The sequence below is a fragment of the Lelliottia nimipressuralis genome (genome assembly GCF_004402045.1).
Lineage (GTDB): Bacteria > Pseudomonadota > Gammaproteobacteria > Enterobacterales > Enterobacteriaceae > Enterobacter > Enterobacter chinensis.
In genome coordinates, this window is record NZ_SOMG01000021.1 from 96,745 (window position 1) to 108,252 (window position 11,508).

Annotated in this window: 11 protein-coding genes; 7 read left to right on the forward strand and 4 right to left on the reverse strand. The window is 54.0% G+C overall.

The window, feature by feature from the left end; translation table 11 throughout:
• Positions 1–33: 33 nt before the first annotated feature.
• Positions 34–492 (forward strand): methylglyoxal synthase, encoded by a 459-nt coding sequence (mgsA, locus tag E3U32_RS13535; protein ID WP_134349194.1) that lies wholly within the window; start codon positions 34–36, stop codon positions 490–492.
• Positions 493–575: 83 nt separating this feature from the next.
• Here mgsA and helD read toward each other — a convergent pair whose 3' ends face one another.
• Complete coding sequence (helD, locus tag E3U32_RS13540; RefSeq protein ID WP_134349195.1) at positions 576–2,630, reverse strand: DNA helicase IV; 2,055 nt, start codon at positions 2,628–2,630, stop codon at positions 576–578.
• 123 nt (positions 2,631–2,753) lie between these two features.
• Between helD and E3U32_RS13545 the strand changes: the two genes are divergently transcribed.
• Complete coding sequence (locus tag E3U32_RS13545; protein ID WP_134349196.1) at positions 2,754–3,200, forward strand: YccF domain-containing protein; 447 nt, start codon at positions 2,754–2,756, stop codon at positions 3,198–3,200.
• Positions 3,201–3,219: 19 nt separating this feature from the next.
• Positions 3,220–5,382, forward strand: a complete 2,163-nt coding sequence (gene yccS / locus E3U32_RS13550; RefSeq protein WP_134349197.1) for a YccS family putative transporter — start codon at positions 3,220–3,222, stop codon at positions 5,380–5,382.
• Here yccS and E3U32_RS13555 read toward each other — a convergent pair.
• A complete protein-coding gene (locus E3U32_RS13555) occupies positions 5,339–5,965 on the reverse strand; it encodes a TfoX/Sxy family DNA transformation protein (RefSeq protein WP_134349198.1) in 627 nt (208 codons plus the stop codon). The genes yccS and E3U32_RS13555 overlap by 44 nt on opposite strands.
• Positions 5,966–6,182: 217 nt before the next feature.
• On the opposite strand from E3U32_RS13555, the gene sulA reads away from it, so the two are divergent.
• Together sulA and ompA are read left to right on the forward strand one after the other, a co-directional pair.
• Positions 6,183–6,692, forward strand: coding sequence for an SOS-induced cell division inhibitor SulA (gene sulA, locus E3U32_RS13560; RefSeq protein WP_134349394.1), 510 nt, complete (start codon positions 6,183–6,185; stop codon positions 6,690–6,692).
• 354 nt (positions 6,693–7,046) lie between these two features.
• The gene (gene ompA / locus E3U32_RS13565; RefSeq protein WP_134349199.1) at positions 7,047–8,102 is read left to right on the forward strand and encodes a porin OmpA; all 1,056 of its coding nucleotides are present in this window, start codon (positions 7,047–7,049) and stop codon (positions 8,100–8,102) included.
• A gap of 63 nt (positions 8,103–8,165) precedes the next feature.
• Here ompA and matP read toward each other — a convergent pair whose 3' ends face one another.
• Positions 8,166–8,618: a macrodomain Ter protein MatP gene (gene matP, locus E3U32_RS13570; protein WP_008499929.1), complete on the reverse strand. Its 453-nt coding sequence runs from the start codon at positions 8,616–8,618 to the stop codon at positions 8,166–8,168.
• Between the two features lie 186 nt (positions 8,619–8,804).
• On the opposite strand from matP, the gene E3U32_RS13575 reads away from it, so the two are divergent.
• Positions 8,805–10,565, forward strand: a complete 1,761-nt coding sequence (locus E3U32_RS13575) for an AAA family ATPase (RefSeq protein WP_134349200.1) — start codon at positions 8,805–8,807, stop codon at positions 10,563–10,565.
• A gap of 68 nt (positions 10,566–10,633) precedes the next feature.
• The gene (fabA, locus tag E3U32_RS13580; RefSeq protein ID WP_047347377.1) at positions 10,634–11,152 is read left to right on the forward strand and encodes a 3-hydroxyacyl-[acyl-carrier-protein] dehydratase FabA; all 519 of its coding nucleotides are present in this window, start codon (positions 10,634–10,636) and stop codon (positions 11,150–11,152) included.
• A gap of 70 nt (positions 11,153–11,222) precedes the next feature.
• Here fabA and rmf read toward each other — a convergent pair whose 3' ends face one another.
• Positions 11,223–11,390, reverse strand: a complete 168-nt coding sequence (rmf, locus tag E3U32_RS13585) for a ribosome modulation factor (protein ID WP_010429337.1) — start codon at positions 11,388–11,390, stop codon at positions 11,223–11,225.
• Between the last annotated feature and the right edge of the window lie 118 nt (positions 11,391–11,508).

The window sequence follows — 11,508 nt, forward strand, 5'->3', positions numbered from 1 at the left end:
ATCGTGTAGTCAGTTAACCTGATGGATATGATTATGGAACTGACAACACGCACGCTGCCTGAACGCAAACACATTGCTCTGGTGGCGCACGATCACTGTAAACAAATGCTGCTTAACTGGGTTCGCCGCCATCAGCCCTCGCTGGAAAAGCACGCTCTGTCGGCGACCGGCACAACCGGTAACCTGATCCAGCGCGAAACGGGTCTGCAGGTGAATGCCATGCTGAGCGGCCCGATGGGCGGCGATCAGCAGGTCGGCGCACAGATTTCCGAAGGAAAGATTGATGTGCTGATCTTCTTCTGGGACCCGCTGAACGCGGTTCCGCACGATCCAGATGTCAAAGCGCTGCTGCGCCTGGCGACGGTGTGGAATATCCCGGTGGCGACGAACCTGTCTACTGCGGATTTCATCATCGAATCTCCGCAGTTTAACGCACCAGTTGATATCCTTATTCCGGACTATCAGCGCTATCTTTCCGAGAGACTGAAGTAGCTGTTTGCCCGGCGGCGCTACGCTTGCACGGGCCTACAGATTTTATAGGCCGGGTCAGGCGAAGCCGCCACCCGGCAATTCCGCTACGGTTTCCTCGCCACCGGCACATCAATACTCTTTAGAATATCGACAAACGCGGATGGCTCCTCTTTGCTGAACAGCAGCCACACGCGATGCCGCGCGCGCGTTATTGCCACATACAGCAAACGCCGCTCTTCGGCATCCGGGAAGTCTTCCGGCACCGGCAGCAAAGCCTGTTCTATGACCGACTCACGGGCCGGAGCCGGGAAACCATCGCTCCCCTCTTTCAGCCCCACCACAATCACATAGTCGGCCTGCTGCCCTTTGCTGGCGTGAATGGTCATAAATTCAAGCTGCAGCTTCGGCCAGCGGGTGGCGGCTTTTTCCAGCGCAGCAGGCTTGAGGTGGTGGTAACGCGCCAGCACCAGGATACGTTCATCAGGCTTCGCATAGCCGCTGAGCTTGTCCAGCAGCGGCTCCAGCTGATCGTCCGCCAGCAGGGTGACGGCTTTTTTATCCCCTGGCCGCAGGCTATTGAGCGGTTTTGCCAGCTGATGCGGGTTCTGCTGGATAAAGCGGTTGGCGATTTCACCAATCCGTGAGTTGAAGCGATAGGTGGTGTCCAGATCGCTGCGATCCCCTTCGCCAAAATAGTGGTGAAACGCAGTCGTAAGGGAGAGCTGCGCCCCGCTAAAGCGATAGATGGCCTGCCAGTCGTCCCCCACCGCAAACAGCGACGTATGTTTATTTTGCGCCCGCAGCGCCGAGAGCAATGCGGCACGCTGCGGAGAGATATCCTGGAACTCATCCACCAGAATATGTTTCCAGGGGCTGACAAAACGCCCCTTCTCAAGAATGATGATGGCCTGATGGATCAAACCGGAGAAATCGACGGCATTTTCCGCTTTGAGCGCGGTTTTCCAGGCCTTCAGCAGCGGAGCCATAAGCTTGACCCGTTTCGAAAACAGATCGCGGACATCCTCCGGCGCGCTCTCAATCATCTCCGCCTGCGATCCGCCGTGCATTCGCATCAGACTCACCCAGCGGTCAAGACGCGAACCCAGCCGACGCGCCAGTTTGTCATCCTGCCAGAAGCTGCCCTCAGGTATCTCCCAGTTGAGCTCCTCCTCCAGCCACTGACGCCATCCTTTCGCCTGCGCCTTTTTCTCACTGCACTGCTGGCGCCACGTTTTGATAAACAGAGCCTGACGCGCCTGCGTGTCGTTTTCCAGTTTACTGATGGAAGGCACTTTTTTACTGCCCTGCTGAATAATGTGCAGCGCAAGCGCATGGAAGGTTCTGGCGGTGATATCCCGGGTGTGCAGGCGTTCCTGGATACGTTCGTCCATCTCCTGGGCAGCCTTACGGCCAAAGGCCAGAAGCAGGATTTGATCGGCGATCGCTTCTCCGGTCGTCAGCAGCCAACCTGCACGCGCCACCAGCACCGACGTTTTACCGCTACCGGCACCCGCAAGCACCAGCAGGGATTGCTCGCCGTTCACCACCGCACGCGCCTGGGCCGGATTAAGCGGTGAAGATTCCACCGAACTGAAGAAATCGGCGTATCGGGTGAGCATCGCGTCCGTCCAGGCCTGGTTATGGGCAAGCCGACTTTTATCCTTGTCATTCAGCCACGCCTGACACTGGCGCCAGGCGTCGCGACAATTGTCAAATTCATCGAGACGCGTCACCGATAACGGCAGCGCCGCGAGCGCCTGCCTGATTTTTTGCTGTAACCCGGCGGTCTGCTGACGGGTCAGCCACGCGTGCTGTGCGTTGCTTTGCGCGATGTCGTCCAGCACCTGCTGCAGCACCCGGGCGGCAATCACGCTCATATCCTGGCTCCACTGTTGCCAGAGCGCGTTCAGGTGATGATGGAAGCGCTGGGTTTCCGCCCACTCGGTGCCATGAAGACGCACGACTTTATCGTCAGGCAGAACGAACTCCAGTTCGCCCCACACCAGCCCACGTTTGCAGTGGATAGCCAGAAGCTGATTAAACGGAATAAGGTATTCGTGGCGTTCTCCGGAGACTTTCACCCCGGCATTAAGGAGAACAACCCTGTCGTAAGGGTGTTGCGCCAGGCGTTTGCCTAACGAAGTTGCTTTCAGTTCCATGTCCCGCCAAATCCACGAAGAGATAATTTACCTGACAGTTTAACTGCCAGTTTTAAGGTGCTCCAGCCTAAAAAAACGTTACAATCATTGGGCGTTAATTTTATCGAAAGGAAGTGAGGGTTTATGCGTACCGTTCTGAATGTGTTGAATTTTGTGCTGGGCGGTTTTGCCACCACCCTTTCCTGGCTTTTTGCCACGCTGGTGAGTATCGTCCTGATTTTCACGCTCCCCCTGACTCGTTCCTGCTGGGAAATCACTAAACTCTCCTTAATTCCCTACGGGAATGAAGCCATCCACGTTGACGAGCTGAACCCGGAGAACAAAAGCCCCCTGATGAATACGGGTGGGACCCTGCTGAACATTCTTTGGTTGATTTTCTTCGGCTGGTGGCTGTGCATCATGCATATTTTTGCCGGTATTGCGCAGTGCATCACGATTATTGGTATTCCGGTGGGGATCGCGAACTTTAAGATCGCCGCTATCGCTCTTTGGCCCGTCGGGCGCAGGGTTGTTCCGGTAGAAGTGGCCCAGGCGGCGCGTGAAGCAAACGCGCGTCGTCGTTTTCAGTAAATAAGGACTGGCCGCGTTTATGCTAAGCCCACTGCTTCGCCGTTATACCTGGAACAGCACCTGGCTTTATAACGTCAGGATTTTTATCGCGCTTTGCGGCACGGTTGCCCTGCCCTGGTGGCTGAATGATGTCAAACTCACCATTCCGCTCACGCTGGGAGTGGTAGCCGGGGCGCTTGCGGACCTCGACGATCGTCTGGCCGGGCGTTTACGTAACCTGGTTATTACGCTCATCTGCTTTTTTATTGCGTCAGCTTCCGTTGAGCTGCTTTTTCCGTGGCCCTGGCTGTTTGCCCTGGGTCTTACGCTCTCAACCAGCGGGTTCATTTTGCTGGGCGGCCTTGGGCAGCGCTATGCCACCATCGCGTTTGGGGCATTGCTGATCGCCATCTACACCATGCTGGGCGTGTCCCTTTACGACCAGTGGTACCAGCAGCCGGTTCTGCTGTTGCTGGGAGCCATCTGGTATAACCTGCTGACGTTAACCGGTCATCTGATCTTCCCGGTTCGCCCTCTGCAGGATAACCTTGCCCGCAGCTTTGAGCAGTTAGCCCACTATCTGGAACTGAAATCCCGGCTGTTCGACCCGGATATCGAAGAAGAAAGCCAGGCACCGCTCTACGATCTGGCACTGGCAAACGGTCAACTGGTCGCCACCCTAAACCAGACGAAAGCTTCTCTGCTTACCCGTCTACGCGGCGATCGTGGTCAGCGCGGAACGCGACGGACCCTACACTATTATTTTGCCGCGCAGGACATTCATGAACGCGCCAGCTCATCACATGTTCAGTATGCCGCTCTGCGCGAAAAGTTCCGCTACAGCGACGTGATGTTTCGCTTCCAGCGTCTGCTGTCCATGCAGTCCCAGGCGTGCCAGCAGCTCTCGCGCTCCATTCTGCTGCGCACGCCCTATCAGCATGACCCGCGCTTTGAACGCGTATTCAGCCATCTTGATGCGGCCCTCGACCGCGTTCAGGCCAGCGGAACGTCACCTGAACACATCAAAGCACTTGGGTTTCTGCTGAACAACCTGCGGGCGATTGATGCTCAACTGGCGACCATTGAGTCCGAACAAGCAATGGCGCTTCCGGGCAGCGAGGTGGACAATCAGCTTGCTGATGACAGCGTGCACAGCGCTAGCGATATGTGGCTACGGCTGAGCCGAAACTTTACGCCGGAATCGGCTCTCTTTCGCCACGCGGTGAGAATGTCGCTGGTGCTGTGCGTAGGTTATGCCTTTATTCAGATAACCGGGTTGCACCACGGCTACTGGATCCTGTTGACCAGCCTGTTCGTCTGCCAGCCGAACTATAACGCCACCCGTCACCGACTTGCGCTGCGTATTATCGGTACGCTGGTCGGCGTCGCGATTGGCCTGCCGGTGCTCTATTTTGTGCCCTCCGTTGAAGGTCAATTGATCCTGATCGTGATCACCGGCGTGTTGTTTTTCGCGTTTCGCAACGTTCAGTATGCCCATGCCACCATGTTCATCACGTTGCTGGTATTGCTCTGCTTCAACCTGCTGGGTGAAGGGTTTGAAGTCGCCCTGCCCCGCGTGATCGATACCCTGATTGGCTGCGCGATTGCCTGGGCCGCGGTTAGCTTTATTTGGCCGGACTGGCGTTTCCGCAATTTGCCGCGTGTGGTAGACAGGGCGATGAACGCCAACTGTCGATACCTTGACGCGATCCTGGAGCAGTATCACCAGGGCCGCGATAACCGCCTGGCTTACCGGATAGCACGTCGCGATGCGCACAACAGTGATGCAGAACTGGCCTCTGTTGTCTCTAACATGTCAACGGAGCCCCGCGCCACGGCAGAGATTCGTGAGACAGCTTTCCGCCTGCTCTGCCTGAACCATACGTTCACCAGCTACATTTCGACGCTGGGTGCCCACCGTGAGAAACTCACCAACCCGGGTATTCTCAACCTGCTCGATGACGCCGTCTGTTATGTCGATGACGCACTTCATCACCGACCAGCCGATGAGCCACGCGTTCAGCAGGCTCTGGATGAACTGGCTCAACGCATTGCGCATCTGGACCCGGGAAACGACAGCAAAGCGCCGCTGGTTCTGCAGCAAATAGGCCTGCTTATCGCTTTGCTGCCTGAAATTTGCCGGCTGCAACAGCAAATCGCTACCTGGAGGAATGATTCTCCTGTGGCTCAGACAGCGCATTAAACCACTCCGTCAGCTCCCGGCGAATGCCTGCCGGGAGCGCCGCCTCATGCAGACCCTCGATAGCCCCTTCAAGCGCGAAAAGCACTTTAATACTGAGCGCTTTATTTTTCGCCCGCATCTTCAGCCAGCTTGCTCTGGCGCCCAACGCCCGGAGTGTTTCTTCATTGGTAATACCCGCTTCAAAAAGCAAGACTTCAAGCTGAAACGTCAGGTTCGGCAGGTCCTTAAGCCGATTTCGTTGATGACGCTGGTAGCGCTCTTTTCTTGCCGCACTGAGCGCAAACGAGGAGAGCTGAAGCAGCCGCTCCCTGTCCTGCCACAATCCGTCATCCACACGATAATAGTTGAGTAGCACCGGGCGGCCTCGCTTCATCAGCGTTAAAAAAGAGGCGGCATTTTTTACACAGTATTTTGCACTCTCCTCACAGGCACGAAGATAAAGCTCGCCGTCTGACACCATGGCAAAGACCGCATCATCCACCGCAAGGGTGTAACCGCCAAACAGCGCGCGATGATGGATCTCCCCCAACGGGGAGAGGTATTCCTGGGATTTATAAATCCGTTCATAAGATATCTTTTTCATGATATTTCCCTTCAAAATCATAAAGTAACAACGAAATTTCTTACTAGCGGATCCGTTAGCAGGAAAATAGGCAACTTATCGCCGTTGAGCAAGATGATTTTTCGAGGGGCATCAAGATTGAATGAATTTTGCGAGTCGCTTTCCGAAAATGAGGTTGATCTTTATGCATACAGGGGTTACTGTATATCCATACAGTAACCACAGGGCTGGAATGAATATGCACACTTCAGGCTATGCAAATCGCGCAATCTCTCTTTCTTCTGCCGCAGGCAATGTCTCGCAGAATTCCGTCGAGCGTGTTTCCACAGGGCTTATCAGTGAAGTGGTTTATCGTGAAGACCAGCCCCTGTTAACGCAACTTCTGTTGTTGCCGTTATTACAACAGCTCGGTCAGCAATCGCGCTGGCAGCTTTGGCTAACGCCTCAGCAAAAGCTGAGCCGTGAGTGGGTTCAGTCCGCCGGCCTGCCGCTGACGAAGGTCATGCAAATTAATCAACTCTCGCCCTGCGATACTGTTGACTCGATGATCCGTGCTTTACGCACCGGAAATTACAGTGTGGTGATTGGATGGTTATCGGAAGAGTTGACGGAAGAGGAACATTTCCGTCTGACTGAAGCTGCTGAAGAAGGGAGTGCGATCGGGTTTATTATGCGTCCGGTTCGATCGGATTCTTACCGCAGAGGACAACTTTCTGGGCTAAAAATTCACTCGAATTTGTATCATTGAGTGAAATTAAGATTTTTCCTGGAATTTTTTTTGACCTCAAGATGCGGTTTTAGTTCCCGGCCTCAAAATTGCGGCAAGGCTTGTCTGGTGCGGTTCTCCTTAATTTTATTGCACAAAATTCGTTCAAGAAATGTTAAATAATATGTATACGGAACTTTTTTTTTCATATGCCTGACGGACTTCACACTTGTAAGTTTTCAGCTACGTTGTAGACTTTACATCGCCAGGGGTGCTCGGCCTAAGCCGAAGATATCGGTAGATTTATATTTGACCACGCCCCCCGGTGAAGGATTTAACCGTGATTCTCTCTTGAGACTTTCATGGCGAATTTTGGATGATAACGAGGCGCAAAAAATGAAAAAGACAGCTATCGCGATTGCAGTGGCACTGGCTGGCTTCGCTACCGTAGCGCAGGCCGCTCCGAAAGATAATACCTGGTATGCAGGTGGTAAACTGGGCTGGTCTCAGTTCCACGACACCGGCTGGTACAACAGCAAACTGAACAATGATGGCCCTACTCACGAGAGCCAGCTTGGTGCAGGTGCGTTCGGTGGCTATCAGGTTAACCCGTATGTTGGTTTTGAAATGGGTTACGACTGGTTAGGTCGTATGCCATACAAAGGCGACACCGTAAACGGCGCTTTCAAAGCACAGGGCGTTCAGCTGACCGCTAAACTGGGTTACCCAGTTACTGACGATCTGGACGTGTACACCCGTCTGGGCGGCATGGTATGGCGCGCTGACTCCAGCAACAGCATCGCTGGCGACGACCATGACACCGGTGTTTCCCCAGTATTCGCTGGTGGCGTTGAGTGGGCTATGACCCGTGACATCGCTACCCGTCTGGAATACCAGTGGGTTAACAACATCGGCGACGGCAACACCGTTGGTGTTCGTCCAGACAACGGCATGCTGAGCGTAGGTGTTTCCTACCGTTTCGGCCAGCAGGAAGAAGCAGCACCAGTTGTTGCTCCAGCGCCGGCTCCAGCTCCAGAAGTACAGACCAAGCACTTCACTCTGAAGTCTGACGTTCTGTTCAACTTCAACAAAGCTACCCTGAAACCAGAAGGTCAGCAGGCACTGGATCAGCTGTACTCCCAGCTGAGCAACCTGGATCCTAAAGATGGTTCTGTAGTGGTTCTGGGCTTCACCGACCGTATCGGTTCTGACGCTTACAACCAGAAACTGTCTGAGAAACGTGCTCAGTCTGTTGTTGATTACCTGATCTCTAAAGGTATCCCAGCTAACAAGATCTCCCCACGTGGTATGGGCGAATCTAACCCAGTTACTGGCAACACCTGTGACAACGTGAAAGCTCGCGCTGCACTGATCGACTGCCTGGCTCCAGATCGTCGCGTAGAGATCGAAGTTAAAGGCATCAAAGACGTTGTAACTCAGCCAGCGGCATAAGTTATCGTCTTATAAAAAAACCCCGCAATGCGGGGTTTTTTATTATCTGAAGAAAACAAAAATCTACTTTTTACCCAACAGAGCCTGAAGATCGTTCTTCAGTGTCGACATCTGGTTGGCGTACTTCTCTTTATGTTCGGCATCCTCAATCAACTGCACGATAGTTTCCGACAGCGTTTTGCCACGGCGTTGCGCCAGCCCTGCCAGGCGCTGCCAGACAACAAACTCCAGATCGATTGATTTTTTTCGAGTGTGCTGATGCTCAGCGTTAAAATGCCGTTTGCGCCGCGCGCGGATAGTTTGCTTCATCCGGTTTAACAGCGCAGGATTGATGTGTTTCTCAATCCAGCCGTTGACCTGTACCGGTTCATTTTCGAGGGTCAGCAAAATATCCACGGCTTCTTGCGCAGCGCTGGCTTCGATGTAGCAGGTGATCAGCTCCCCTTCACGGTGCTTTTTGACCAGGTACTTCCATTTCCAGCCGCTTTCGAGATTTTCCAGTTGTTGATATTTCATTGCGATCTCAGTGTTACCACGTAACTCTGTTCAGAATATCAGTTTTTTAGCAATCTGCTGAAAAGAAATCATATCCTGTGAGTGAATGCAGCTAATCCCCCTCTCGAAATCCCCAATCCTGCTTGGGTAGTGCCCCCCGCTTACGGTATACTCCACGCTTTTACATCTGACTAAAAAACATCAACTTTGACCATTACGAAACTTGCATGGCGTGACCTTGTTCCGGATACCGAAAGTTATCAGGAACTGTTTGCACAGCCAGATCTCGCAAAAGAACACGAATTCATCCTTAGCGATACGCAGCCACGTTTGCATTATGCGCTGGAGCAGGTGTTAAGCCCGTGGGCAACAGCCCCCTTCATGCTGCTCAAAGCCCCGGAAGAAGCGGAATACCTGACGCTGCTTGGGGATGCCGTGCGTCAGCTGCAGCCGGAATCGAACGCAGTCTTTGGCGGCCAATATCGTATCGCGGGACATGATGTCACTTTCGAACCCACCGCTCAGGCTGATGGCCGTTTTGCCGTTAAGGGCGAGGTGGTTACCGCTAACTGGGCCGAGGCTGAACAACTCTTTGGTTGTCTGCGCCAGTTTAACGGTGAACTGTCGCTGCAGCCGGGGCTGGTACATCGCGCAAATGGCGGTGTTCTCATCATCTCACTGCGCACCCTGCTCTCGCAGCCGCTGCTGTGGATGCGTCTGAAAACCATCGTGCACCAGCAACGTTTCGACTGGGTCGGCTACGATGAGTCTCGTCCTCTGCCCGTCTCTGTTCCGTCTATGCCGCTGTCTCTGACCGTCGTGCTGACGGGCGACCGTGAATCTCTGGCGGACTTCCAGGAAATGGAGCCGGAACTGGCTGAGCAGGCGGTTTATAGCGAATACGAAGACAACATCCAGATTGCCGATGCCGACGATATGGCGCAGTGGTGCCAGTGGGTGATGGCCGTTGCTGAACGTTTTGCGTTGCCAACGCCAGCGGCTGACGCGTGGCCAGGCTTGATTCGCGAAGCGGTGCGCTATACCGGTGACCAGGAAACGCTGCCACTCTGCCCGCTCTGGATCGGCAAACAGCTGCGTGAAGTGGGTGTTATCAGCGGTAACGGTGCTTTCAGCGGAGAACAGCTTGTACAGATGCTGGCTCAGCGAGAGTGGCGAGAAGGCTATCTTGCAGATCGTATGCAGGATGAAATTCTGCTGGAACAAATTCTGGTGGAGACCGAAGGCGAACGCGTTGGGCAGATCAACGCCCTGTCGGTGATTGAGTTCCCTGGCCATCCGCGCGCATTCGGGGAGCCGTCCCGCATCAGCTGCGTTGTGCATATTGGCGATGGTGAATTCACCGATATCGAACGCAAAGCCGAACTGGGCGGAAACATCCACGCGAAAGGCATGATGATCATGCAGGCGTTTTTGATGTCAGAGCTGCAGCTCGAGCAACAAATCCCCTTCTCTGCCTCGCTGACGTTTGAGCAGTCCTACAGCGAAGTGGATGGCGATAGCGCCTCTATGGCAGAGCTGTGCGCCTTAATCAGCGCCCTGGCGGAAGTGCCGATCAATCAGAACATCGCCATCACCGGCTCGGTGGATCAATTCGGTCGTGCTCAGCCAGTAGGAGGCCTCAATGAAAAAATTGAAGGTTTCTTCTCCATCTGCCAGCAGCGCGGTTTAAACGGCAAACAGGGTGTGATCATTCCTGCTCCCAACGCACGCCATTTAAGCCTCAGCCAGGAAATTCTGGAGGCGGTTGAACAAGCGCAATTCACCATCTGGGCCATCGAAGGGATTGAGGATGCACTACCCTTACTGACAAACCTGGTATGGGATGGCGAAGGGCAGACCACCCTGATGCAGACTATCCAGGAGCGAATTGCTCAGGCGACACAGCAGGATGCTCGTCATCGTTATCCATGGCCGTTACGCTGGTTGGGCTGGTTCAGTTCGAACTGATCGGACTTGTTCAGCGTACACGTGTTAGCTATCCTGCGTCCTTCACTAAAATAAGGCTTATTGAGAACATGGTAGATAAACGCGAATCCTATACAAAAGAAGATCTTCTTGCCTCTGGTCGCGGTGAACTGTTTGGCGCTAATGGCCCGCAGTTACCGGCCCCGAACATGCTGATGATGGACCGTGTCGTGAAAATGACCGAAACCGGCGGCAACTTCGATAAGGGTTACGTAGAAGCAGAACTCGATATTAACCCGGACCTGTGGTTCTTCGGTTGCCACTTTATTGGCGATCCGGTAATGCCTGGCTGTCTGGGCCTGGATGCAATGTGGCAGCTGGTTGGCTTCTATCTGGGCTGGCTGGGTGGTGAAGGTAAAGGTCGCGCACTGGGCGTGGGCGAAGTGAAATTCACCGGCCAGGTTCTGCCTACAGCGAAGAAAGTGACTTATCGTATTCACTTCAAGCGCATCGTTAACCGTCGCCTGATTATGGGCCTGGCGGATGGCGAAGTGCTGGTAGATGGTCGTCTGATCTACAGCGCGAGCGACCTGAAAGTGGGCCTGTTCCAGGACACTTCCGCGTTCTGATATTGCTTATCGCGACCCCGGAAAGGCGAAACCTCCGCATTGCGGAGGTTTCTTTTTTAAAGAGACGCTATCAAGCAAGTACTGCCCTGTCTCCGATGGCTTCTCGCCAGCCCCCCAACCATTGAGACCTTTGGTTCAAAGTCTGATAGGGACACATTTCTTTAGAACGTCCGGCGATGCCAGCCTGATAACCACGTTGATGAGCCCGTTCCAGGCGATCTCGTTTCTGTCTCTTCATGCCTCGTTTCCCTCATTCTTTTGTCTGGTGGAAAGAAAACAGTGTCTGCACTAAATGCACAGGCACAGATAACGAATACCCCGAATTAGTCGCAGCGTCAATGTTCAAAATTCATACG

Coding starts and splice junctions, on each gene's coding strand:
- ompA (WP_134349199.1), top strand. CDS start 7,047: ATGAAAAAGACAGCTATCGCGATTGCAGTGGCACTGGCTGGCTTCGCT.
- yccS (WP_134349197.1), top strand. CDS start 3,220: ATGCTAAGCCCACTGCTTCGCCGTTATACCTGGAACAGCACCTGGCTT.
- rmf (WP_010429337.1), bottom strand. CDS start 11,390: ATGAAGAGACAGAAACGAGATCGCCTGGAACGGGCTCATCAACGTGGT.
- sulA (WP_134349394.1), top strand. CDS start 6,183: ATGCACACTTCAGGCTATGCAAATCGCGCAATCTCTCTTTCTTCTGCC.
- helD (WP_134349195.1), bottom strand. CDS start 2,630: ATGGAACTGAAAGCAACTTCGTTAGGCAAACGCCTGGCGCAACACCCT.
- matP (WP_008499929.1), bottom strand. CDS start 8,618: ATGAAATATCAACAACTGGAAAATCTCGAAAGCGGCTGGAAATGGAAG.
- E3U32_RS13555 (WP_134349198.1), bottom strand. CDS start 5,965: ATGAAAAAGATATCTTATGAACGGATTTATAAATCCCAGGAATACCTC.
- fabA (WP_047347377.1), top strand. CDS start 10,634: ATGGTAGATAAACGCGAATCCTATACAAAAGAAGATCTTCTTGCCTCT.
- mgsA (WP_134349194.1), top strand. CDS start 34: ATGGAACTGACAACACGCACGCTGCCTGAACGCAAACACATTGCTCTG.
- E3U32_RS13545 (WP_134349196.1), top strand. CDS start 2,754: ATGCGTACCGTTCTGAATGTGTTGAATTTTGTGCTGGGCGGTTTTGCC.